Origin of the sequence: Algoriphagus aquatilis (assembly GCF_042657405.1) — a bacterium.
GTDB lineage: Bacteria > Bacteroidota > Bacteroidia > Cytophagales > Cyclobacteriaceae > Algoriphagus > Algoriphagus aquatilis.
On the sequence record NZ_JBHSKS010000001.1, the window covers coordinates 111,325 to 136,761 of the forward strand.

General features: G+C 40.0%; 20 protein-coding genes. 10 read left to right on the forward strand and 10 right to left on the reverse strand.

The features are described from left to right. Positions 1–229: 229 nt before the first annotated feature. The 8 genes from ACFPIK_RS00475 to ACFPIK_RS00510 all read right to left on the reverse strand — a co-directional run bounded on the left by ACFPIK_RS00475 (position 230) and on the right by ACFPIK_RS00510 (position 6,937). On the reverse strand, positions 230–652 hold the full coding sequence (locus ACFPIK_RS00475; RefSeq protein WP_377911086.1) for a BrxA/BrxB family bacilliredoxin: 423 nt from the start codon (positions 650–652) through the stop codon (positions 230–232). Between the two features lie 25 nt (positions 653–677). Next, positions 678–1,019, reverse strand: coding sequence for an iron-sulfur cluster assembly protein (locus ACFPIK_RS00480; RefSeq protein WP_377911088.1), 342 nt, complete (start codon positions 1,017–1,019; stop codon positions 678–680). Between the two features lies 1 nt (position 1,020). Further along, on the reverse strand, positions 1,021–1,452 hold the full coding sequence (locus tag ACFPIK_RS00485; RefSeq protein ID WP_377911090.1) for a SufE family protein: 432 nt from the start codon (positions 1,450–1,452) through the stop codon (positions 1,021–1,023). Continuing rightward, positions 1,449–2,672: a SufS family cysteine desulfurase gene (locus tag ACFPIK_RS00490; RefSeq protein ID WP_377911092.1), complete on the reverse strand. Its 1,224-nt coding sequence runs from the start codon at positions 2,670–2,672 to the stop codon at positions 1,449–1,451. Before ACFPIK_RS00490 ends, ACFPIK_RS00485 begins: the two co-directional genes overlap by 4 nt. 4 nt (positions 2,673–2,676) lie before the next feature. Continuing rightward, entirely contained in the window at positions 2,677–3,945 is a 1,269-nt protein-coding gene (gene sufD / locus ACFPIK_RS00495; RefSeq protein WP_377911094.1) for a Fe-S cluster assembly protein SufD, read from the reverse strand. A gap of 17 nt (positions 3,946–3,962) precedes the next feature. After that, positions 3,963–4,727, reverse strand: a complete 765-nt coding sequence (gene sufC, locus ACFPIK_RS00500) for a Fe-S cluster assembly ATPase SufC (protein ID WP_377911096.1) — start codon at positions 4,725–4,727, stop codon at positions 3,963–3,965. Positions 4,728–4,774: 47 nt separating this feature from the next. Then, positions 4,775–6,220, reverse strand: a complete 1,446-nt coding sequence (gene sufB / locus ACFPIK_RS00505) for a Fe-S cluster assembly protein SufB (protein ID WP_377911098.1) — start codon at positions 6,218–6,220, stop codon at positions 4,775–4,777. A gap of 249 nt (positions 6,221–6,469) precedes the next feature. Beyond that, complete coding sequence (locus ACFPIK_RS00510) at positions 6,470–6,937, reverse strand: Lrp/AsnC ligand binding domain-containing protein (RefSeq protein ID WP_377911100.1); 468 nt, start codon at positions 6,935–6,937, stop codon at positions 6,470–6,472. A 485-nt stretch (positions 6,938–7,422) separates the two neighbouring features. Here ACFPIK_RS00510 and ACFPIK_RS00515 point away from each other — a divergent pair, with 485 nt between their 5' ends. From ACFPIK_RS00515 to ACFPIK_RS00525, 3 genes are all read left to right on the forward strand, one after another. Continuing rightward, a complete protein-coding gene (locus ACFPIK_RS00515) occupies positions 7,423–7,836 on the forward strand; it encodes a hypothetical protein (protein ID WP_377911102.1) in 414 nt (137 codons plus the stop codon). An 84-nt stretch (positions 7,837–7,920) separates the two neighbouring features. Further along, positions 7,921–9,840 carry a M14 family metallopeptidase gene (locus ACFPIK_RS00520; RefSeq protein ID WP_377911104.1) on the forward strand — a complete coding sequence of 640 codons (1,920 nt, stop codon included), beginning with the start codon at positions 7,921–7,923 and terminating at the stop codon, positions 9,838–9,840. 12 nt (positions 9,841–9,852) lie between these two features. After that, positions 9,853–12,687 carry a S9 family peptidase gene (locus ACFPIK_RS00525; protein WP_377911106.1) on the forward strand — a complete coding sequence of 945 codons (2,835 nt, stop codon included), beginning with the start codon at positions 9,853–9,855 and terminating at the stop codon, positions 12,685–12,687. Between the two features lie 104 nt (positions 12,688–12,791). Here ACFPIK_RS00525 and ACFPIK_RS00530 read toward each other — a convergent pair whose 3' ends face one another. After that, positions 12,792–13,586, reverse strand: a complete 795-nt coding sequence (locus ACFPIK_RS00530) for a thymidylate synthase (RefSeq protein ID WP_377911108.1) — start codon at positions 13,584–13,586, stop codon at positions 12,792–12,794. Between the two features lie 172 nt (positions 13,587–13,758). Between ACFPIK_RS00530 and ACFPIK_RS00535 the strand changes: the two genes are divergently transcribed. Next, positions 13,759–15,981, forward strand: a complete 2,223-nt coding sequence (locus tag ACFPIK_RS00535) for an efflux RND transporter permease subunit (RefSeq protein WP_377911110.1) — start codon at positions 13,759–13,761, stop codon at positions 15,979–15,981. Here the strand turns inward: ACFPIK_RS00535 and ACFPIK_RS00540 are convergent. After that, positions 15,956–16,999 (reverse strand): endonuclease/exonuclease/phosphatase family protein, encoded by a 1,044-nt coding sequence (locus ACFPIK_RS00540; protein ID WP_377911112.1) that lies wholly within the window; start codon positions 16,997–16,999, stop codon positions 15,956–15,958. The two genes, ACFPIK_RS00535 and ACFPIK_RS00540, sit on opposite strands and share 26 nt — an antisense overlap. Positions 17,000–17,413: 414 nt before the next feature. Between ACFPIK_RS00540 and ACFPIK_RS00545 the strand changes: the two genes are divergently transcribed. The 6 genes from ACFPIK_RS00545 to ACFPIK_RS00570 all read left to right on the forward strand — a co-directional run bounded on the left by ACFPIK_RS00545 (position 17,414) and on the right by ACFPIK_RS00570 (position 25,408). Further along, complete coding sequence (locus tag ACFPIK_RS00545) at positions 17,414–17,980, forward strand: DUF2911 domain-containing protein (RefSeq protein ID WP_377911114.1); 567 nt, start codon at positions 17,414–17,416, stop codon at positions 17,978–17,980. Positions 17,981–18,084: 104 nt separating this feature from the next. Further along, positions 18,085–20,505, forward strand: a complete 2,421-nt coding sequence (locus tag ACFPIK_RS00550) for a penicillin acylase family protein (protein ID WP_377911115.1) — start codon at positions 18,085–18,087, stop codon at positions 20,503–20,505. Continuing rightward, positions 20,506–20,877: a hypothetical protein gene (locus tag ACFPIK_RS00555; protein ID WP_377911117.1), complete on the forward strand. Its 372-nt coding sequence runs from the start codon at positions 20,506–20,508 to the stop codon at positions 20,875–20,877. A gap of 104 nt (positions 20,878–20,981) precedes the next feature. Then, positions 20,982–21,500 (forward strand): DeoR family transcriptional regulator, encoded by a 519-nt coding sequence (locus ACFPIK_RS00560; RefSeq protein ID WP_377911119.1) that lies wholly within the window; start codon positions 20,982–20,984, stop codon positions 21,498–21,500. Between the two features lie 187 nt (positions 21,501–21,687). After that, positions 21,688–24,297, forward strand: a complete 2,610-nt coding sequence (locus ACFPIK_RS00565; RefSeq protein WP_417281684.1) for an SLBB domain-containing protein — start codon at positions 21,688–21,690, stop codon at positions 24,295–24,297. Between the two features lie 25 nt (positions 24,298–24,322). Then, positions 24,323–25,408 (forward strand): Wzz/FepE/Etk N-terminal domain-containing protein, encoded by a 1,086-nt coding sequence (locus ACFPIK_RS00570; RefSeq protein ID WP_377911123.1) that lies wholly within the window; start codon positions 24,323–24,325, stop codon positions 25,406–25,408. Positions 25,409–25,437: the final 29 nt, after the last annotated feature.

A 25,437-nucleotide genomic window follows, 5' to 3' on the forward strand; every position in this document is an offset into this window, starting at 1 on the left:
GTATTTCATTTTAAACTCTAAAATCGGCCTTAAGTTAATAAAACTGACCATTTTTTAAGGATTTTATTCCATGATCAAAGTCATTATTATGTGAGTTTTTCTTAACAAATATTCCTTAAGAGTAAATGACTGATTGTAAATCAATTACTGCCTAAATAGAGGATAAATTGGTTTTATAGAATGGATAATGTGGTTTTTTATTAAGAAAAAAAGCCCCGAAGGGCTTTAATTAATCGCAGAAATGTTCGAAGACCTCTACCAAGTGGTCACCGATCATTTTGGCATTTCTGCCTTCGATGTGATGTCTTTCAATGAAGTGTACCAATTCTCCGTCTTTGAATAATGCCATGGCAGGAGAAGAAGGAGGATATGGTAATACCAACTCTCGTACTTTGGCAACTGCATCGCGGTCGTTACCTGCAAATACAGTAGCGAGTGTAGTTGGTTTTTTGGAAGCGTGCTCCAAGGCAAATTTTACTCCTGGGCGAGCCGCTCCTGCAGCACAACCACATACAGAGTTGACCACCACAAAGGTGGTTCCTTTATGATTTGGTCCAAGATGTTCAGCCACTTGTTCTGCTGTCCGAAACTCCTGGAATCCTACGTTGGAGAGTTCTGCTCTCATGGGAGCAATTAGTTCTTCAGGATACATATTGTTGAGTTTATATTTTACGGTTTTAAAGAAATCCTAATTCAAGTTTGGCCACTTCAGACATCATGTCTTGGGAGTAGGGTGGATCAAAAGTTACTTCTACTTCCACGTTGTTCACTCCCATGATCTGTTGTATTTTATCCTTGACTTCAGAAGGTATGAACTCAGCCGAAGGACAGTTAGGCGAGGTCAATGTCATCTGCACATAGACATTATTGACCGGATAGACGGTAATCTCATAGATCAGGCCCAATTCATATACATCCACAGGAATCTCGGGGTCATAGACCTGCTTGATGGCCGCCACGACTTTGTCCCGAAGGTTTTCGACTTGATTAGTGCTTTCTATAGGTTTTTCAGCTTCCATATCAGGCGTTTTGCTTGGTTTGAAAAGCCAGTGCGTAGAGTTTCATTTGCTTGATCATTGCAGCCAATCCATTGGATCGCTGGCTTCCAATGATACTTCCCATTCCGATTTTTTGGATAAAATCCAGATCGGCATGAATAATTTCATCCGGTCTTCGATTGTCCAGTACGCGAATCAAAAGAGAAATCAGTCCTTTGGTGATATCTGTATTTGAATCTGCCTGGTACTGAACTTTTCCTTCGTTTTCCTCAGCGACCAGCCAAACTTTTGATTGACAGCCTTTGATGATGTTTTCTTCCTTTCGCTCAGTCTCTGGAAAGGGTTTAAGATTTCCTCCCAATTCCATGATGTAGAATATCGTGGATTCTTTGTCATCCCCGAGGATTTCAAATTCTGAAACAATTTCGTCCTGTACCTCCTTGATTGTGCTCATTTGTTTTTCAATCGTGCGATTTGGGCGACACCTTCCGCCAGCTTTTCAATTTCTGATTTGGTATTGTAAACCGCAAAGGAGGCTCTTACAGTTCCCTCGATTCCAAATCGTTTCATCAAAGGTTGGGTACAGTGATGGCCAGTACGGACTGCAATACCTTTGGCGTCGAGCATTTGCCCTACGTCGAACGGATGCATTCCATTGATGTTAAACGACAAAACAGAGACTTTTTCGGAAGCAGTTCCTACGGGAATAAATCCTTTGATTCCACTCATCAGTTCATTCGCATGGTCCAAAAGTGCATCCTCATGAGCTCTTATTTTGGGTTTTGTCAGGCTCTGAACGAAATCTAAGGCGGCTTTGAAAGCAATCACATCAGCAATATTGGGCGTGCCGGCTTCAAATTTAAAGGGGATTTCATTGTAGGTGGTTTTTTCAAAGGTCACCTCTTTGATCATTTCCCCTCCTCCTAGGAAAGGGGGCATTTCTTCCAAGACTTCTCTTTTGCCATACAGTACTCCAAGACCCGTCGGTCCATACAGCTTATGAGTTGAAAAGGCCAGAAAGTCGCAGTTTAAGTCCAGTACGTCAATATCCAGATGCGAGGTAGATTGGGCACCATCCAAAAGTACTTTTGCACCCACGGCATGGGCCGCGTCGATTATTTTTTTAACGGGATTGATCGTGCCAAGTGCATTGGACGCATGGACTATGCTGACCAATCTGGTTTTGGAAGAAAGTAGTATTTCAAATTCTTCCCAAATAATTTCACCGGATTCGGTAATGGGGATGACTTTAAGTATTGCTCCTTTTTCTTCACAGACCATCTGCCAAGGCACAATGTTGCTGTGATGCTCCATGGTGGAAATAAGGATCTCGTCACCCTTGCCGATAAAATTTCTCCCAAAAGTCTTAGCTACCAGGTTGATACTTTCGGTAGTTCCTTTGGTGAATATGATCTCGGCCGCTTCTCTTGCGCCAATAAAATCTCTGACAGCTTCTCGAGTCTCTTCATAATGGCGAGTTGCCCTGTCGGCCAAGGCATGAGCACCTCGATGGATGTTTGAATTGTCCTTTTCGTAGTATTCCTGCAAGGCCTTTAAAACAGCCTTTGGCTTTTGAGTGGTCGCGGCATTGTCAAAATAAATCAAGGGCTTGCCGTGCACTTCTTGATGAAGTACGGGAAACAAGCCCCTGATTTGATCTATATTAAAACTCATGGGATTAGAATTTGCTTCCCAATCGCTCCTGAATCAGGTTTACGACATGGTTACGGAAGCTTTCTTCTTCGATTTTTTCAAGTACTTCGCCAGCGAATGCATAAAGTAAGAGGCCCTTTGCGGAAGTCTTGTCAATTCCTCTTGCCTGAAGATAGAAGAGAGCTTCCTCATCCAGCTGACCTACGGTACATCCGTGAGAGCATTTTACATCATCCGCCCAAATCTCTAGCTGTGGTTTGGTATTGACGATGGCGTCGTCAGAAAGGAGGATATTGTTGTTTTGCTGGAAAGCATTGGTCTTCTGCGCATCCTGACGGACGAAAATCTTCCCGTTAAATACTCCGCGGCTTTGGTCAGCCAAGATGCCTTTGTAAAGTTCGTTGGACTCCGCGTGCGGAATGGTATGGTCTACGTTGGTGTGATTGTCCACATGTGTTTTCCCATTGAGCAAGTACACTCCAAACATATTTCCTTCGGAATTACTGCCAAGAAGATTCAGGCTAAGATTATTTCTTACCATATCGCCAGAAAGCGAAATGTTTACCGAAGTGAACTTGGCGTCTTTCTGAATATCGGTTTCGAAATTGCTGACTTCGATCGTGCCTTTTCCTTCATTCTGAAGCCTATAGTAGCTGATTTGCGAGTTTATTCCACCTTTCACTTCCACTACCTTATTGACAAAATATGCTGAATCACTCAGGTTAATACTTTGGTCAATAAACGTCACTTCTGCAAAGTCACCCACTTCAATCCAAACCCTTGGTTGGATTACTTGTCCAGCGTTTTCTTTGTTAAAAGAAAGCAGCAAAATAGGTTTTTCGATTTGAACCTTTTTTGGTACCGAAATGAAGATTCCATCAGCAAAAGAAGCTTGATTAAGCGCAACAAAAGGATCTTTGGAAGCTTTGGCAATACTTCCCAAAGCAGTTTCAGGCTTTTCCGAAAGTGTAGCTACTTCTACTCCTTCAATGGAAGAGGAGAGTTCTGGAAGAAATTTCCCATTAGAAAAAACCAACACATCACCTTGGAAATCTTCAAATAAAGCCGATTTTACTTGACTTTCGGAAATTTCAAAAGGAAGGGAAGGGGAGAAGCTTTTGATAGCGTTCTCCAGCTTTTTACTGATGTTGGTAAATTTATATTCTTCGGCTTTTACTGTCGGCAGGCCCTGAGAAAGAAAGCTTTCTTTTCCTAAAGTGCGAATGGAAAGGAAGTTTTCTGGAGCTGCTGCAAAAAGCCCTTGAAATGTATCTTGTTGGGTCAAGGTACTCATGAGTTATAGTTTTGAGTTCAGACAGTAGCTGTAGAATCAACTTCTTCTTTGATCCAGTCGTAGCCTTTTTCTTCGAGTTCAAGTGCGAGCTCTTTGGTGCCCGACTTTACAATTCTTCCTTTGTACAACACATGCACAAAATCAGGAACAATGTAATCCAACAAGCGCTGATAGTGAGTCACTACAATAGTAGCCGTTTTGTCTGATTTCAATTTATTCACACCATTGGAAACAATCCTCAACGCGTCAATATCCAATCCTGAGTCAGTTTCGTCCAAGATAGAGAGCGTTGGCTCCAGCATTGCCATTTGGAAGATTTCATTTCTCTTTTTTTCTCCACCTGAAAAGCCTTCGTTGAGCGAACGGCTAAGAAGTTTTTGATCGATTTCAACCAATGCCATTTTCTCTTTCATGAGTGAAAGGAATTTCACCGCATCCAAAGGCTCTTGACCTCGGTATTCACGTACTTGGTTGAGGGCTGTTCTGAGGAAGTTAGTAGAAGAAACCCCCGGGATTTCTACAGGATATTGGAAAGCTAAAAATACACCTTCTCTTGCACGATCTTCAGGAGCCATTTCCAAGAGTTCTTTTCCTTGGAAAATTACTTCACCTTCTGTGACTTCGTATTCTTCACGGCCGGCAAGTACAGAAGCTAAAGTTGATTTTCCAGAACCATTTGGTCCCATGATCGCATGCACTTCGCCTGCTTTTACTTCAAGATTGATACCTCTCAGGATTTCAGTTCCTTCAATTGAGGCATGAAGGTTTTTTATTGATAGCATGATTCTAGTTTTTCAATTTTAAATATTCCAATTTTTCAATCAGAGGTTTATCCTACAGAACCCTCTAGGGTAAGTGCCAATAGTTTCTGTGCTTCTACAGCAAATTCCATTGGGAGCTGATTTAATACTTCTTTTGCGTAGCCATTGACAATCAAGGCTACTGCATCTTCAGTGGCGATTCCACGCTGATTGCAATAGAAAATCTGGTCTTCACCAATTTTTGAAGTAGTTGCTTCATGCTCAACTTTCGCTGACGGGTTATTGATGTCGATGTAAGGAAAAGTATGAGCACCGCATCGGTCACCCATTAATAAGGAATCGCATTGCGAAAAGTTTCTTGCATTATCTGCACGCTTCATTACCTGTACTTGTCCTCGGTAAGAGTTTTGGGATTTGCCAGCAGAAATGCCTTTAGAAACAATCCTTGATTTGGTGTTTTTACCAATGTGTATCATTTTGGTTCCGGTATCTGCCTGCTGATAGTTATTGGTCACAGCAACAGAATAGAACTCTCCGATCGAATAATCTCCTTTAAGAATACATGAAGGATATTTCCAAGTCACGGCAGAACCAGTTTCTACCTGAGTCCAGGAGATTTTTGAATGATCACCTGCGCAGATTCCCCGCTTAGTTACAAAGTTGTAAATTCCTCCTTTGCCTTCTTTATCACCTGGGAACCAGTTTTGTACTGTGGAATATTTCACCTCTGCATGTGCACCAGCATAAATTTCGACTACTGCAGCATGGAGCTGATTTTCATCTCGTTGTGGAGCTGTACAGCCTTCTAGGTAAGATACATAAGAAGAGTCGTCTGCAACGATTAATGTCCTTTCAAACTGCCCCGTATTTGCTGCATTGATTCTGAAGTAGGTGGATAGTTCCATTGGGCATCTTACCCCTTTTGGAATGTAGCAGAACGATCCATCGGAAAAAACGGCTGAATTTAAAGCCGCATAGTAGTTATCAGTCATCGGAACCACTGATCCCAAATACTTCTTAATGAGTTCTGGATGTTCTTTTACAGCTTCACTAAACGAACAAAAAACAATACCAAGTTTACCAAGGGTATCTTTAAAAGTAGTCGCAACAGACACTGAATCCAAAACTGCATCGACTGCTATGCCCTGAAGCCTCTTCTGCTCATTGAGTGATATTCCTAACCTTTCATAAATGGCAATCAATTCTGGATCTACTTCATTCAGGTTTTTTGGTTTTTTGGCTTGTTTCGGAGCGGAATAATATTTCAAAGCCTGTAGATCAATCTTCGGATAATGAACATTAGCCCACTCTGGCTCAGTCATATTTTGCCAAGTTCTAAAAGCCTTTAATCTCCATTCCAAAAGCCATTCGGGTTCTTCTTTTTTGGAAGAGATCCATCTAATAATATCTTCATTAAGTCCTGCTGGGGCTTCATCTGTCTCGTAATTTACAGACCAGCCATGCTCATATTCCTTGGAGGTTAGTTCTTCTAGAATTTGGTTGTCTTTGCTCATGTGCTGAGTTATTTAGACTAATTATATTTTGGATGCGAATGTACAACAACTAATCAAAAAAATATGTTCGAAGTCATTTTAAAAATCTATGAAACATAGATGATTTGGGATGGAAAAAATTTATAATGATTTGATAGTGTGTGTGTTGATTTAAAAAATAAAAACCGAAAAAGAGTGAATCTTTTTCGGTTGAACTAGAGTAAATCTTTAAAATTTTTTAAATTAGATTTAATCTAAATAGAGGTATTATTACTTATCAAAAAACTGGATCGGTCTGTTGATACTTTCTTCTAGTACAATCAGGGTCTCAGTTCTGTCAATTCCGTCAACTTTTTGAATCTTGTCTAATACTAATCTGAGGTGATTTGTATCTCGACAAATAATTTTTGCGAATATGGAATAGTTGCCGGTAGTATAGTAAGCGCTTACCACCTCAGTAATTTCTTTAAGTTTCTCAATAACATTGTCATAGAGCGAGCTTTTTTCAAGATAAATTCCTAGAAATGCAGATATGTCGTAGCCGAGTTTTGAAAAATCGATATTTAGTGTTGCACTTTTGACAATACCCATATCTTCTAATTTCTTCATCCTCACATGGACAGTCCCGGAAGAAACAAATACCTTTTTAGCGATTTCTGTGTAAGGTGTTTTAGCATCCTCATTTAAAAGAGAGATGATTTTTAGGTCTATGTTATCGATATCTAAAATTTTGTCCATTTTCCTTTAGTGGATTTAGATGATTGTTAATAAAGGATGCCGTAAATTAGAGATTGTTCAAAATATTGCAAAATTATTTTTTCAATTTGTAATTGATCTTCGAATCTATTTATTTTGGACCAGTAGATTAAAAACAATTGAAAATTTGGTGCTAATGATTTTTACCTAGGTTATATGCTGTTGGTAGAATTTTATCCGAATTTTTAAGAATCAATCGAAAACTTTTAATCTCTAAAGTTATATTTGGGTTTATATTCTGAAAAGGGTCTTGCCAGTGGCAAGACTTTTTTGTTTCCTTTCCCACTAGTTTCCTAATTCTGAATTTGTTACTCGAAAGGTTTGGAAAATATTTTCCATTAGGTTTTGGCACCAAATGCTTTTTTTAAGGGTTGATTGACTCATTTTATTCAATTTTCTGCAAAAAAGTTTATTCAAAATTTTGCTGGAATGAATCTTAGCCGTATACTTGTATCAAATAAATGGTCATGAAAACCTCTTTTGTACATAGAATCGTTATCGCATTTGCTTTGGTAGGTCTTTCAACCACCTTTTCATTTGCTTTAAATGGTGAAGAAAAGACTGGTTTGACTATTAAATCAAGCAATTCCTCTTCTGTTGAGTCTCCAAGCTGGGAATTTGAAAGTGATGTAAATCAAATAATCGATTCCTACTCAAGCTTTATTTTTAGAACCAAGAAAAGCCAAGAATTGGATCAAGTTAAGTTTTTGGTTAACGTTGATTCTTTTGGAAGGATAGTTGGATTTGAGCTTTTAGAAGCAGAAGACAAGGGTTTGAAAGAAAGACTTGATTTTGTTGTTAGGCAGCTTCCTAATTGTAAGCCAGCTAAAGGGCATACATCTTTAAAAGCTGAGACTTTCGAAATAATGATAAAAAAGTAAGGCCTCTTGAAGGTCTTTTTTTTTGAGTGGTTGGGAAGGCTTTAGGCCTTCTTTTTACTTTTAAGAATTCCAACCCTATAGAATATGAGAAAAACCTACTTGTTATTGATATGCTTGCTAGGTGCAAGTTTTTCTACTGCACAGGTGAAATCTTTTCATCCAACTCAACAATTCCCGGAAAAAAACCAAAAATCTAAGTTTTATACAGTTTCTGGTGAAAGACACGGACCTTCATTTTTTAAGAAGTTTGTCTTTGCAGAAGTTGAATACACCCCCGGTGAAAAGCTTACCTTTAATAAATATCATACGGTGGATGTGATGTACCATTGGTATGAAAAATGGGCTCAGCAGTTTCCAGATATTGTGGATCTGTATGTGATTGAGTACTCTTTTGAAGGGAGGCCTATCTACCAAATGACCATTACCAATAAAAAGACTGGAAAAGATACTGATAAGCCTGCTGCTTACTTTGAAGGTGGTCGCCATTCAGGAGAAATCACATCCAGTGAATCCATACTTTGGTTGACTCAGCATTTGTTGGAGAACTACGGAAAAGATCCGGAAATCACTGCATTGATTGACTCAAAAGTTATTTACCTCCGCCCCCAAAATAACCCTGATGGATCGAATATGTATTTGTATACCGAACAGAGAAATAGAAGTACTGTTCGACCAAACGATACAGACAGAGATGGGCTTCTTGATGAGGACCCTGAAGAAGATTTGGACGGGGATGGTATTATCTATCAGATGAGGAAAAAAGCCTCTACTCAGGAAGAAAAGGAAAAGGCTAATTTCGTCATCGATCCTAAGGATCCCAAAGGGCGATTAATGAAGCGCACCTTTCCTGGAAAAGGAGATTACTTAGTGTATACTGAAGGAATTGATAACGACGGCGATGGTTCCTATAATGAAGATGGGATAGGAGGACTAGACCTTCATCGCAATTATCCCGAAAACTGGAGACCAAATACAGGTGGAGATCTTACCGGCAGAGGTTATACCCAATTTGGTGCAGGTGATTATCCTCTCAGTGAAATAGAAACACGCTCCACAGCCCTATGGGTACTCAGCCATCCTAATATTTCTGTGGTCAATTCCATGGATACCCGTGTGCCGATGCATTTGCGCCCACCTTCCACTTCCAAATCAGAGGAGCGCATGTATCCTCAGGATTTAGCAATTTATAAAGAGATGGATCAATTGGGATTATCCTTTACAGCCTATCCTTGGGCCGGAGATGTGTATGAAACCTACGCTACTCGCTATAAAGTCAATTCTATGACTGGTGATCCTTTGAAACCTGAACCACTTTTTGGTCATGGACCTGATTTCGGGTATTTCTATTATGGCAGTATCTGGTATGGAGATGAGTTGTGGAACAATGGTGCCATGAAGGATTATGACGGAGATGGAGTTTATGACGATTATGATGGATTAATGTGGGACGATGAGGCAAATGGAAGTAAGGGGTTCAAACCTTGGACTCCAATGACCCATCCTGTTTTGGGAGATATTGAAATAGGTGGTTTTCATCCTAAATTTTTTGGACAAAATGGTCCTCCTTGGCAGCTAGAGGATTGGGCTAAAAAACAAGCACTCTTCAACCTTGCAATGGCCAAGAGACTGCCGCAGCTGACTATCAATGATCTCAAGGTGAAAAAGCTCTCAAGCGGTGAATTTGAAATCACGCTGGAATGGACTAATTCCGGAAAACTGCCAGTGGCATTGGAACAAGCTAAGCTGGTTAAAATTGTGCAAGAAGACCGTGTATCCCTGGATTTTGATAAGGAATTGACCAAAGGCTATGAAAACGCCAAGGTGAAAATTACTTCTCCCTCATTATTTGATAAGACCATCTATTCTGGATATACCGGAGTAGGTGAGAAGAAGACCGCTACTTTCCAAGTGAAAGTAGATGGTAAAGAAGCCATAAAAGGGAAAATAAAGCTTTCTTCAACCCGAGGAGGTTATTTTGAAAGAGAATTTACACTAAACCAATAAGCAAATAGTACCATGTTGAAAGTAAAGCAGTGGGCTTGGGTGTTTGGATTGGCCTTGTTGACTCAGATTTCCTTTGCTCAGCAAAAGCGATCTTTAACTCACGCGGATTACGATGGCTGGGAGAACCTTTCCTCAGAAAAAATTACCAAAAACGGTCAATTCGTCGGATTTCAGATTTCTCCCCAAGATGGTGATGGAAGAATTGAGGTTTTTCCATTTAAAAATCCGACTCAAAAAGTCATTATTCCTAGAGGAACATCTTTCAATTTTTCATCAGATGATCAATATGCGATAGGGAAAATTACGCCTCAAAAGGATTCCATTCGGGTTTTAAAACTTCGGAAAAAGAAAGCTGATGACATACCCAAGGATAGCTTGTTTATTTTGAACCTAACTACCCGAAAAGTAGAAAAACTACCAAGAGTTAAATCTTTTGCGATTCCAACTGAAAAAGGAAGCTGGATTGCCATTCACTTTGAGAAAGAACTTCCCAAAAAAGATGCGCCAAAAGATTCTATAGCTACCAATAAAACGGATTCTACTGCAAAAATTGAAAAACCTAAGAAAACTGATGGGACCAAACTTTTGGTTCGATCACTTGATGGAGCAAAAACTTGGGAGTTTGAGCGAGTAAAATCCTACAGCTTCACACCAAATGGAGACTTTCTTCAGTACACCTTAGCTGAGGAAGAAAAAGCAGACAATGCAGCAGTTTATCTTCTGAATTTGTCTACGGGAGAAAGTAAACTTGTCCATGAGAAGATGACCACCTATTCCAATTTGGTGTTTTCACCTCAATCTGCAAAGCTTGCATTTATCGCAACAGATGATTCTTTGAAGGCCAAAAAGCCAACTCACACCTTATATATATATGATATAAAAGAAGGTGATTTGGCTACCCAAGTGGAAAAGAGTGCTTTGAAATTAGAAAACAGCCGAATAAGTCCTGATGGAAGCTTAAGATTCTCAGAAGATGAGAGTCGATTGTTTTTCGGAGTAGCAAAAGACTATATGGATTATGCCTATGAATCTGACACTACCATATTGGATGAAGAACGGGTAAGCTTGGATATTTGGGGGTGGCAGGAGGCTGAAATCCAGCCGATGCAGCTCAAAAACAAGTCTCAGGAAGAAAGAAAAACCTATTTGGCGACCTTGAATCTACTCGATTTTTCCATTACCCAACTTGGAACCCCTGAGGTAGAACATGTGATGATGGAAAACAAAATCACCAAAGACTTTGCACTCGCCTGGACTGACGCACCCTATCGAAGAAGTTACAGTTGGGATATTCAGATTGGCAGAGATTTATATTCGGTAGATTTTAAAACTGGAACCAGAACCCTGATCGAGAAAAATGCTTCTGGCTCGCCAAGACTTTCTCCGGAAGGGAAATATGCCTATTGGTATGACGCTCGAGACAGTTCTTGGGTAGCCTATGATCTTGAATCCAAAGCTAAGATCAATCTGACCAAAAGGATATCAGTTCCTTTCTATGATGAAATCCATGATTCACCATCCTTGCCGGGTAGTTACGGTTCAGAAGGATGGTTGGTAGGAGATGCAGCAATTCTGATCAATGATCGTTTTGACATTTGGAAAATTGATCCTAAAAATCCTACCAGTGCAGTCAGTCTTACTTTGGGTGAGGGACGTAAAAAGCAAATCACGTTCAGAAGGGAACAGCTGAAAGCAGATGAAACCTCAATCGATCCCAAAGAACTCTTGATCCTTTCTGCATTCAATGAATTAACCAAGGATAATGGTTTTTTCACTTCAACTTATGAAGGAAAGTCGGCGCCTAAGCAGGTACTGATGTCTGCTCACCGCTATTTGGGAATTAGAAAGGCTCAAGAGTCAAATCAGGTGATTGTCCGTCGATCAACTTACCGCGAAAATCCGGATATCTATTTGACGGATTTGACTTTCAAAACCCTTACCAAAGCTTCGAATCTTAACCCTCAACAGGCTGGAATCAAGTGGGGAAGTGTGGAATTAGTTTCTTACTTGTCCAATGACGGGACACCACTTCAAGGATTGCTCTTTAAGCCGGAAGGGTTTGATGCCACTAAAAAATATCCGATGATGGTCTATTTCTACGAGCGAAACAGCGAGACTTTGCACAATTACCGCGCTCCAGCTCCAAGTAGATCTACGATTAATATTCCCTATTTCGTAAGCAATGATTACCTGGTTTTCGTGCCGGACATCAAGTATGATCTTGGCCTTCCGGGACCAAGTGCCTATGACTGCATAATCCCGGGTGTGCAGGCCGTAATTGCGAAAGGCGGAGTGGATACCGAAAATATGGCTATCCAAGGCCAAAGCTGGGGAGGCTATCAGGTCGCGTACTTGATCACACGAACCAATATGTTTAAAGCAGCAGGAGCTGGTGCTCCGGTAGTCAATATGACTTCAGCCTACGGCGGAATCCGCTGGGGTACAGGCATGAGCCGCATGTTCCAGTACGAACAGACCCAATCCCGAATAGGAGGTACGCTCTGGGAAAAACCGATGTATTACCTCGAAAACTCCCCGCTATTTACCATGGACCGAGTGCAAACTCCCGTCCTGATCATGCACAACGATGCCGATGGGGCAGTGCCTTGGTATCAGGGCATCGAAATGTTTATGGCTTTGAAACGTTTGAATAAACCAGCTTGGTTGCTTCAGTACAATGGAGAGGATCACAATCTGGTGCAACGAAAAAATGCCAAAGATCTTTCCGTTCGATTGAGTCAGTTTTTTGACCATTACCTCAAAGGTGCTCCGGCTCCGCTTTGGATGACAGAAGGTTTGCCTGCGGTGGAAAAAGGAAAAACCCTCAAGTACGAGTTAGGAAATTAAAAGCAAAAGCCCCGAATTTTTAAAAATTCGGGGCTTTTTAAATTTTCTGGAAGTATTTCTGATAGTTAAAGGTATGTTCTCCAAATCTTTCAATCTCTTACCCTCTACACCGCTACAGGAGCTTTGATATGTGGATGTGGGTCGTAATTGAGGAGCTCAAAGTCTTCGTATTTGAATCCGAAAATATCCTTTACCTCGGGGTTGATTTTCATAGTAGGAAGAGGGCGGATATCGCGGCTGAGTTGGAGTTCCGCTTGCTCTAGGTGGTTTAGATACAAATGTGCATCGCCAAATGTGTGGATAAATTCCCCAGGCTTAAGATCACATACCTGTGCCACCATCATGGTGAATAGGGCATAGGAAGCAATGTTAAAAGGAACACCTAAAAAGACATCGGCACTTCGCTGATAGAGCTGGCAGGAAAGCTTGCCGTCTGCCACATAAAATTGAAATATGGTATGACATGGAGGTAAGGCCATGTGGTCCACATCGGCCACATTCCAAGCGCTCACGATATGACGTCGGCTATCTGGTTTGGTTTTGATCTGATGAATCAGGTTTTTGATTTGGTCGATTTCGCCGCCTTTTCCGTCCGGCCAATGTCTCCACTGATAGCCATAGACTGGACCTAAATCGCCATTCTCGTCAGCCCATTCATCCCAAATGGATACTCCGTTTTCTTTAAGCCATGTGATGTTACTGTCACCACGGAGGAACCAAAGCAATTCGACAATAATGGAGCGAAGGTGAAGTTTTTTGGTAGTAACTACAGGAAAACCATCTGCAAGGTTAAAACGCATCTGATGTCCAAAGATGGAAATCGTTCCGGTGCCTGTTCTGTCCGTTTTCTTTACTCCTTCTGCGAGAATTCGCTTCATCAAATCGTGATATTGCTGCATTTTTTTGGCTTATTTACTTACTTGGCAAGTTAAGGAATCGAAGAATTTAAAAAACATTCTTTTCCGATTTGCTCTTTTAAAAATTGAGTCAAGGCTGTTTTTACAACCCACAGACATTTATCTAATGTTCGGAAAATCATTCTCTTATTTTCTTCTTATTATCAGTGCTTTATTGACTGGATTACTGTTGATTTTCAGACCCATCCCTAAGTTTGACTATGACTTTGAGCAGTTTTTTCCTCATGATGATCCAGATTTGTCTTTTTATCGGGGAGTCTATGAAAAGAATTTTGGAAGCGATAATGATTACCTTCTTCTCGCATTTAGCAACCGGGAAGGAGAGTTGTTGGATTCTGCTTTCCTTTCACACCTAGCAACGGTCAAAACCGAAATACAATCTCTTAGTGGAATAGATACCCTAATTTCCATTTTTGACCTTGAGATACCAGTTGTCAATGCCTTTGGACTTCAGACTTTTCCGGTATTGGACTGGTCAAGCAAACAAAATCTTCAAAATTCGGAGTCAAAACTTAGGCAGTTCAAAGGTTCATTAATTGCCCAAGATGGAAGTAGTTTCCTTTTTTTGATCCAAAATGACTCTCAGCTCAGTAAAAAGGAGGGGGATCAGCTTTATGAAGAAATACTCGGAATTTTTGATAAGCAGGAAATAGAGCCATATGCTGTAGCAGGAAAAATCCAGACTCAGCGCGATTTTGTAAGCCTGATGCAGGAGGAATTTGTAATGTTTATCGGGGCCTCTTTGGGGCTTATGTTACTTGTTCTTTTTTGGGTTTTTCGCAAACCTTGGGGTATACTGATACCCATTTTGGTTTTGGTGATCGGGATTTTGTGGGCTTTTGGTCTGATACTTTTGGTAGGAAAGCCACTCGATATCATGTCGGTGATGCAACCGACTATATTTTTGATAGTGGGATTGAGTGCCTTAATTCATTATTTCACTCATTTGATCAAAAAGCTAGATACCGGACTTTGCAAAGATCAAGCGATTCAAGATACTTTTCGAGAGTTGACTTTTGCGGTTGCCTTGACGGTTTTTACTACCTCAATAGGATTTATTTCTCTGTATTTCACATCCATTCCAGCCTTGAAAGGTTTTGGTCTTTGGACTGGAATCGGGATTTTGATCTTGTTTTTAGCTATTTTGGGTATTACTCCCGGTTTACTTCATGCATTTCCAATTGGTCAATCCAATCACAAGCTAACTTCAAAAAGTGACCGTCTTTTTGTCTTTCTCCTGCAGAAAATCATTCAAAGGCGGAAAATGATTGCATTGTCTTTTCTGGCGATCTCCACGCTTGGACTGTGTTTAACTTCTCAAATCAAAATCAATGGATACTTATTGGATAACCTACCTTTGGACCATCCCATTCAGCAAGATTTCGCCTACTTCGATCAACAATATGGTGGGTCCAACCCCATTGAATTGTATCTGGAGAAAGGAAAAGATGGTAAAAGTTTACTTGACCTATCAGTCCTAAAAGAGATCGAAAAAGTAGAAGGCAAGCTCATTGAGCTTTTTGGTGAGGGAGAGTATATCTCTCCGCTCAGCTTAGTCAAGACGCTTAACCAAGCACAAAATCAAGGAAATCCAAAAGCTTTTTCACTGCCCTCTCAAGGTCAATACTTACGGATGAATCGCTATTTTGATCAAGCGTTGAGTCTGGATGGGCCGAAAGTGCTTTCGGCTGACCGAATGACAGGTCGGATCACTGGAAGGTCTCCTGATCTTGGAAGTCTGCAAATGGGAAAATTGCGGGCCGAGCTTATAAATTTTTGCAATCAGGAGATAAATCCAAACCTCCTTAAAGTAAAGTGGACAGGTACAGCACACTTGATAGATCGAGGACATGAGTCTGTGACCAGACAAATGGCAAAAGGGCTTGGTGTGGCTTTTTTGATTGTTGGCCTGATTGGTGGAGCTTTGTTTAAATCTTGGAGATTGTCATTAGTATTGCTGATCCCCAATCTGATCCCATTAATCTGGATGTCTGGATTGATGTGGCTACTTGGAATTGAATTTAAACTGACAACGGCAATATTATTTACGGTCGCTTTCGGTATTGCAGTCGATGATACGATCCATTTTATATCAAAACTTAAATTGGAACTAGCTAAAGGGAAAAATCTCCATTATGCAATCAAGCGCACATTTATCGATACAGGAAAAGCGATAGTTTTGACTTCTGTAATCTTGGTTAGCGGTTTTGGATTGTTGATTTTCAGCCAGTTTGGGGTGACTCACTTCACGGGATTACTCATTAGTTTTTCACTCATTTTCGCTCTTTTAGCGGACCTTTTTTTACTTCCTGTTTTACTTTTTCCATTGAAAAAGGTATGGGATCAAAAAATCAAAGATCCAGTCCATCCCAGGTAAATGTGGCAGACACTGGATAATGATCAGAATAATCCACTTCCCGATGGGTATCAAACTGCACTGGAATAATGCTTGGCGTGGAGAAAATATGGTCTATTCTTAGGAAAAAAAGCACTCGGTTATAGGTAAAGCCAAAGCCTCTTCCTGCTACTTCAAAGGCGTTTTTTAGCTTTTGGCTCAGCTTAAAATAGGCATAAGAATAAGGGATTTCGTTTAGGTCTCCCATCAGGATTACCGGATACGGACTGTTACTGAGATGCTCATAAATTAAACTCAGTTGTTCGTTTCGTTTTAAACTTCCGCGATGAAGTTTGCCAAGAGTCTGTCGATAGACCTGTTTTGCCTGGTCATAAGTCTCCAGTGCTTCAGCTTGAATAGCCATTGATTCAAGATGAACGTTGTAAATACGAAGGGTATCTTTGCCCACTTCAATATCAGCAAACATCGCCCCATTTGATTTTTGATTATCAAAAATCAGCCCCTCATTCACTATTGGGTATTTGGAAAATATGGCCATGCCCATGAATCTTTTTTTGTCGTTTCCATCGAGAACTTGGTAGGCATATTCATACTCACCGTTTTTGCTGAATATTTTGACTGCATTCCTGCTGCTTGAAGTATAATCTTGGTAAAATTCTTGAAAAACTTTAATGTCAGCAGGATGATCAGCAAGCCAAGTAAAGACATTAGAATCCAACTCATCACTTTTCTCTTTTCTATAAAAAAATCCGTGCGTATTGTATGTCAATACCCTTAGTCCAATAGCATCATCTTTTTTGGGATTAATCTGAAAGGTGATGAATAAAAATTTATACCCCAGCAAAAGGCAGGCGAGCGGTAGAAGCGCAAGTTTTCTCCAAGCAAGGGCTAAAAGGAGAAATAGTAAAATATTGAAAATGATCACTACAGGAATCAAAAATGGAAGAAGTCCCGCATATGGAAAGATTTCAGGTGAAATATACACGCTGGAAAAAATAAATAGACTCAAAATAAAAATGATCCCGGTGAGGTATTTCATCTGATTTTCATTCTTTTCATAAGCTCGCCTCTTGATTGAGAAGGTAATCCATTTTGATTATCACCTCAATAAAAAGGCATTTCCTTGACTTTATTGGACAGCTCCTTTCAACTGTGGATTTCAAAAATGGCAATTTTTACTCAAATAGAACGAGCCATTATCACAATCCAAGGTAAAAACGTTCGATTGGTGACTTTTGCATTTGGAATGTGGTTTTTGTTTTTTAAGTTACTTTAGAATCAGTTCTATCCCATTCTTGACAGATGCCTGCAGGTTTGATTTAGCTGATGAAGTAGCTAAAATTTGAATTTTTAGGATCCAGCATTTAGCTAATCAGGATCAATGGATAAAATTTTTTCAGATCATTTAGTTTAATTTTGCGTACTTACTATCGGTCAATCATTCAACCTAAATATGAAAAAGCAACACAGCCTTTGGATTGCAGCTTTGGTTTTTACCTTAATTTATTCCTGCCAACCAAAAACTTCTGAAACATCTGAAGTGGCATCCGAAGCATCAGTGGAAGAGACGGCTACCGAACAAAGACCAAGTCCGTTGGAGGTAAAAGAAGGTCAAATTGGCGGAAAGCAAATTAAAATTCAGTATGGATCCCCATCTGTCAAGGGAAGGACAATCTGGGGAGATTTGGTGCCATATAATGTAGTTTGGAGGACAGGCGCAAACGAGGCAACCTACATCGATTTCTCTTCTGATATGGTCATTGAAGGTCAGCCAATCAAAGCTGGGAAATATTCCATTTTTACAATTCCTAAAGAAAGTGGGAATTGGACGGTCATATTTAATTCAGATTGGGATTTGGAACACGGTCATTTTCAGTATAATGAAAAAAATGATGTCCTAAAGGTTGAAGTTACCCCTGTTTGGGAATCAACTTCTTCTGAAAAACTATCAATAGATCTTGAATCTCCCGGCTTTGTCATAAGATGGGAAAAGTTAAAACTTCCAGTTTCTGTCCGATAATTCGACATGAATCCCCAGGTCAAAATTCTGGGGATTTTTTTGGCTCTAATTTTTTTTAGTAGTTTATAGTCCAGTTACCCCTTATCGACCTACTTCTCAATGAAATGAAATATTTATCATTCATTTTTGTCTTTAGCCTCACCTTGGCTCTAGGCATCTTTGTCTCTAGGCCTTTCGGACAAATCCCTCCTTTGGCACCACTTCTTGATCCCTATCATGGATTTTGGCAAAATTCCTTCAGTGAGGATCAGTTAGCTGATCAGGAATTAGTCTTAGAAAATCTCTCTAATGAAGTGCAAGTTATTTATGATGAGCATCTTATACCTCATATTTTTGCTCAAAATGATTTGGATTTATACCGAGCTCAGGGATATATCACTGCAAAGCATCGACTCTGGCAAATGGAGTTTCAGACCCGGGCAGCTGCGGGAAGAATTTCTGAAATAGTTGGTCCGGTGGCCTTGGAATTGGACCGGATGACAAGAAGAAAAGGTCTAGCTTATGGAGCTGAGTTGGGGATCAAATATTTGGAAGAAAATGATCCAGAAACACTGGCCCTAGTGGAGGCCTATGCCGATGGAGTAAATCAGTATATTAATCAACTCACAGCTGCTAAGCTCCCAGTAGAGTACAAAATACTGAATTATCAACCTGAGCCCTGGTCTGCCTATAAGTCTTTATTGCTTTTAAAGTACATGTCCGATATGTTAGTCGGGGATAGAGACCTTGAGTTTTCAAACCTTAGGAAAATTCTTGGGGAAGCCAAGCTAAATAGGTTATATCCTGATTTTCCAAAACAAAATGATCCCGTAATTGAAAAAGAACGTGTTTGGGATTTTCAACCTCTGTCAATAACTAAGCCTGACAGTATCAATTTTCCTAATGATGAATTGGTCATTGAACCCATAGATCAACCTGTGGAAGGTACGGGATCCAACAACTGGGCTGTTCACGGTAGCAAAACCAAAAATGGAAATCCAATTTTGGCAAATGATCCCCATTTAAGTCTGAATTTACCTTCGCTTTGGTATGCAATGCAGCTAAGCACACCTGAGCACTCTGTAAAAGGTGCCACTCTTCCAGGTGCATTGGGAGTTATATCAGGATTTAACGAGCATGTCGCATGGGGAGTAACCAATGCGACCAAGGATACCAGAGACTGGTACAAAATTGAATTTAAAGATACTGAGAGAAGTGCCTATAAATACGGGAATGAATGGAAAGAGACTAGGGTAAGAATCGAGGAAATCAAGATAAAAGGAAAAGAAACCTATGTGGATACTGTTGTCTACACCCATTATGGCCCTGTGGTGTATGACCGCACATTTAAAAGCAACCGTCAGGATGTAAATTTTGCCCTGAGGTGGATTGTGCATGAAGGTTCCAATGAGCAAAAAACATTTTTAAAGCTCAACAAAGCTAAAAGTCATGCAGATTATAATGAAGCGTTGGACCATTATTCAGCGCCGGCTCAGAACTTTGTTTTTGCCTCAAAAAGCGGAGATATTGCCATGAGGATTCAGGGAAAATTCCCGCTCAAATGGCCTGGCCAGGGTAAATTTTTCTTGGATGGTTCTGATCCTAGAATGGAGTGGCAGGGATTTATCCCGAATGATCATAATGCCAGTACTCTAAATCCTCAGAGAGGTTTTGTTTCCTCCGCCAATCAGCATCCAGTGGACTCATCTTACCCCTACTATGTGTTTGATAACTCCTATGAGCACTATCGAAACAGAAGATTAAATTCTAAACTCATGGAGCTGAGTCAGATCACAGTAGAGGATATGAAATCGCTTCAGTTTGATAATTTCAATTTACAAGCTGCTGAAGCTTTGCCGGTCATGCTTAATTTGCTAGGTACCTATGAGGTAGAATCGGCTGAGGCAGATAAGTATGTCAAAGAGCTTAGAGCATGGGACTTCTTTGCTGATCCTAACAAAAAGGGACAGACCCTTTACAGTATTTGGTTTGGCAAGATAATGGAAAGTGTTTGGGGTGAATTGATGGAAAATAAAGCTCCGGTAGTTCGTCCAAATGCATATCAGACCATTGATTTGCTTGCCAATTATAGAACTGATTCCATTTTTGACATCAAATCTACAGAAGCATTAGAATCTGCCGAGTACCATGTCAAAGTTGGGTTTGATTCTCTGATGGTAGCCATGAAAAAATGGGAGCAGGAGGAAGGGGATTTTACATGGGCAAATTACAAGAGGACTACCATACAGCATCTGGTGCCCAATTTCAAATCTTTTTCAGTTTCAAATGTTTACACGGGTGGTGGATCTGGGATTTTGAATGCTACTGGCAGTAGGCATGGAGCGAGCTGGCGCATGGTGGTAGAACTAGGAGAACAGATTCAGGCATTTGGGATTTATCCAGGAGGTCAGTCAGGGAATCCTGGTAGCCGATTTTATGAGAATTTTATTCCTATTTGGGCAAATGGTGAGTATGTGGATTTCAGTCTTAAAAAATCCTCCGAAGAAGACGGAATTCTTTTCAAAACAACTTTAAAGAGACAATAGATGCGGTTTATTTTATTGACAGTCCTGGTAGCATTACTGGTGGTTTTCCTGAATCCTGTGGCCCCTTATTGGGTGGTTATGATTGGCATATTGATTTTAAGTACGCTGCTTAATCCAAACGGCTTAGGTGGATTTTTTGGAGGAGGCTTAGGAATGGGGCTAACTTGGCTTGGGCAGTGTATTTACTTGGGTATTGTTAACTCAAGCTCACTACCGGATAGAATGGGGGAATTGATGGGTTTGGGATCTGGGACTTCGGTAATAGCATTAACTGGCATTATAGGATTTCTTTTAGGTGCATTTAGCGGATTGTCAGGTGTGCTCTTTAGAGGGGTCCTCCAAAAAAAGCCTTTGGATGTTTATAAAGGATAACTTATAAATCTTTGAAAAGTGCTCTTTTTTATCAAAAAAGAGCACTTTTATTTTTTCAGTTTCTGTAAATGAGTACCTTTGTTACTCATTCTTACAAATTTTTTATGTTAGAGTCATTAATCACATCTAAGACGAGGCTGAAGCTTCTGATCAAGTTTTTTGTGAACTCACAAAACCATAGCCACTTACGAGGATTAGCCGAAGAGTTTGGTGAGTCTACCAATGCAATCCGTAAGGAATTGAATAATCTAACCCAAGCAGGTATACTGATATCTCATCTTGATAAGAATAAAATAGAGTACCAAGCCAATCAAAATCACCCCTTCTACACCAATATCCGGGATATTATTAGAAAATACCTTGGACTTGACATGCTTTTAGAGCAAATATTGGATCGAATGGGCGAAGTAGAGCAAGTCGTTTTGACCGGAGATATTGCTCGAGGTAGCGATACTAAGGTGATCGACGTATTGGTTACTGGCGAAAATCTAAACGATGAATACATTAGCCATTTGACGAAAAAAATAGAAGAATTGATTGATCGAAAAGTGGTATTCTCACTGTCCTCGGGAAGAGTCTCTCCTGTAGGATTGGTTCTTTTTGATCGGCAGGCAGGAGTCTGAGCTTTATTTTAGTATAAAAATTCCCTTGTAAGTTCCAAAAAATGGGACTGAAAGGGCGAAGCTTTAGTCAACTCAGACTATTCACTGATCAAAAAATGAGTAGTCACAGGATTGAACAAGATCAGAATAAATTCTGATTACATTTATTGAACTAAACACCAAATCGGTCAGGGTCATTGAAATTGAAATGAAAAGAATAATCCTAGTATTTCTGGTTCTAGTAATTATCCCACTCGCCTATTCTCAATCCCTCATGGATATACAGAATCTGAAGGTGGACAACCTTTCGGATGCACAGTTGGAGCAACTAATCAAAAGAGCGGAAGCATCGGGATTAAATGAGGAACAACTTCAATCTGTTGCAATAGAAAGAGGGATGCCTTTAAGCGAAGCGGCTAAACTTCGTCAGCGAATAGATGCATTAAAATCAAGAAGGTCTGGTCCAAAATCAAGGTTGGAATCAAATGCCGGTGGAATACTCAGATCGGTGGAAGGTAGGGAAAGTGAAGATGATATATTTGATTCGTTGAGAAAATCTGATCCATACTATGAACTTTCGCCAATTCAAAAAAAGATATTTGGGTTCACACTTTTTTATAACAAAAAGATAAATTTCACACCTAGTCTAAATATTCCTACTCCGCCAAATTATGTCTTGGGTCCTGGTGATCAATTACTTATTGATGTATATGGTGCTTCCCAGCAGTCATTTGACTTGAAGATTAATCCAGATGGCAGGATTTTAATACCTAATGTGGGATCCGTTCAGGTGGGTGGATCCTCAGTGGCTGCAGCTACATCAAGGATTAAAAGTTCACTTAATCAAATTTATTCAGGATTATCTGCAGGCAATACCTTTTTAGAGGTTAGGCTGGGGAATATCAAAACTGTGAATGTGTCATTAGTTGGCGAGTTAAACAATCCAGGAACTTATACCTTGCCTTCATTTGCTTCACCTATCAATGCACTTTTTGCTGCTGGTGGTCTTAATGAGAATGGATCATTTAGGCATATTCAGATTTACAGGGACAACAGGCTACTTCAGGAGGTAGATATTTACAATTTCATCTCTAAGGGTGAGTTTAATAGCAGCCTTGTTTTAAAAGATAACGATGTAATTATTGTACCCCCATTCAAAAATCGAATTGAAATCATTGGTCCAGTTCGTAGAGATGGCTTATTTGAATTGAAATCGGGCGAGTCGATTGAAGATCTTTTGAGGTTTGCCGGCGGCTTTGGAAGTGATGCGTACAAAGATCGCATTACGGTGTCGAGAAAAACAGGAAAAGACTTAAAAATAGAGGACGTCGATAGGACCAGTTACGGTTCGTTTTTTCCAGTAGATGGAGATATCATCAGAATCGGCAAAATCCAGATGAAATTTGAAAATCGCATCCAAATCTCTGGTGCTGTGCAAAGACCAGGTTCGTTTTCGCTTTCAGAAGGTATGGGTATTAAGGATTTAATCGCGAAAGCGGATGGAATCAGAGAGGATGCATTCCTTAATAGGGCAACTCTTTACCGAACCAAAACCGATTTTTCATTGGAGATTTTGGAAATTGATATTCCTTCCATAACCAATGGAACTACCCCTGATATCTTATTGAAAAGGGAAGACTGGTTACATATTCCAAGTATTTATGACCTCAAAGAGGAGTATTATGTTAAGATATCTGGAGAAATAAACAATCCTGGTACTTTTCCTTTCGGCGAAAATATGAAGGTCGGCGATTTGATTTTGCGAGCCGGAGGCTTCAAAGAATCTGCAACTTCCTCCAGAATAGAAATTGCTAGGAGAATAAAGAATGATGTTTCTGGAAAATTGGCGGAAATCATCATCATAGACATCACGAGCGATCTGAAAATAAGTGGTCAAAATTCTCAAACAATTCTGCAGCCATTTGATCATATCATGGTTAGAAGAAGTCCTGGATTTCAACGTACTCAACTTGTCAGCGTAGAAGGTGAAGCTATGTATCCAGGTGAATTTGCTATTGCACATGCTAACGAAAGGATTTCAGATCTGTTAAAAAGAGCAGGTGGATTGACCAATTATGCTTATCCAAAAGGTGCCACGTTGATCAGAAGGAATGAATTTTTTAAATCTCCCACGGAAGAAGATATAAAGCTGAGTAACTTGGAAGAGTTACAGAAGATCATGGATAGGGATAGTTCAGAATGGACTCAAGCTGAGCGTATCCTTATGAAAAGTATAGAAACTAAATTGCTGAATAAGCAAAAGGAAATGACTGAAAAGTCAGGTTTTAAAGGAAACTCTGAAGACACACAGTCAGAAGACTTGAAAAAGGAAAATTTGATGCTTTTGGCTGATACGGACGAAAACATCAAACCTCTTAAAATCAAGGATGTCGAGTTGATTGGTATTGACCTCAATGAAATCTTGGCAAATCCCTACGGCCCATTTGATTTGATTTTGAAAGAAGGAGATGTTTTAAGTATTCCGAAAGAACTGCAAACTGTCAGAATGAGAGGAGAGGTTTTATTTCCTACGACAGCAAGATTTGAGAATTTTAGAGGGTTTAGGTCTTATATTTCTAAATCAGGAGGCTTTACCGACAAAGCAAGAAAGGGAAGGTCTTACGTAGTGTATGCAAATGGAGATGTTAAAAGGACAGAGAAGTTTTTGTTTTTTAATTCTTATCCCAAAATAGAACCAGGCGCAGAAATCATCGTGCCTTCAAAGCCTGAGCGTGAGCGGCTATCGCCTCAAGCTTGGATAGGTATAGCCTCAAGTCTAGCTACTTTGGCTTTGATAGTCAATCAGTTGGTGCAATAACTTTTCCCAAGCTTTATCAATAAAAATGTCCGAAAGTAAATTGAATAATACCATTGACGAGATAGATTTGGTTTATCTAGTCAAGCTTGTTTGGGTTAAAAAGTGGTTTATTACCAAATTTACATTGGTATTTATGGTGTTGGGAGTACTAGTTGCAATACTCACCCCCAAGGAATTTGAAGCTTCGTCCACCTTTATTCCACAAACAGGAGAATCTTCCAAAGGAGAAAATGCTCTCGGTGGATTGGCATCACTAGCAGGTATCAATTTGGGAGGGGGGGCTCCGGGTTCTGAAATTCCTCCCACGCTCTATCCTAAAATTGTTTCCTCGGTAACTTTTCAAAAAGCGTTATTGGAGGCTAAACTCACCGTGGATGGACTGGAATCACCAATCTCCTATAAAGACTATTATCAAAAGTATTATTCTCCGGGAGTTTTTGAAGGTATTAAGAAGTATACGATAGGATTGCCTGGACTTTTACTTAATTCAATCAAAAGTGAAGTCCAGGAAGAGTTTATTAAGAAAGAGGATGGTATCATCCGTGTAAGCAGGGAAGAGCATGCACATTTTAAAAGATTAGCAACTCAGCTAAAGGTTACACCCAATGAGAAAGAAGGTGTGGTATCCATCAACTTTGTAATGCCCGATCCTTTGATGGCCGCAGAAATGGCAAAGTTTGCGGAGATCTTATTGCAAAAAGAAATTATTCAGTTCAAAATCCAGAATGCTAATGAACAATTGAAATTTACCGAAGAGCGGTTTCTTGAGAAAAAAACAGAGTTTGAAGAGGCCCAGCGAAAATTGGCCTATTTCAGAGATAGAAACCAGGATTTGGCTTCAGCTTCAGTCTTAAATCAGCTTCAGAAGCTCGAAGCAGAATATAATTTCACTTTTGGAGTATATACAGAGCTAGCTAAGCAAGTCGAGCAGGCCAAAATGCAAGTCGCTAAAGATACTCCTGTGTTGTCTGTCATACAACCGGTCACTGTACCCATAGAAAAAGCCAATTTAAGTGGATCAATTTTGCTGCTACTTTTTACCTTTATCGGGTTGTTTTTCTCGATATCTTATATAATTACTTTAGAATTTTTATCAAGACTAGGCGTATAAAGTCACCAATAATGCCCAAAATCATCTTT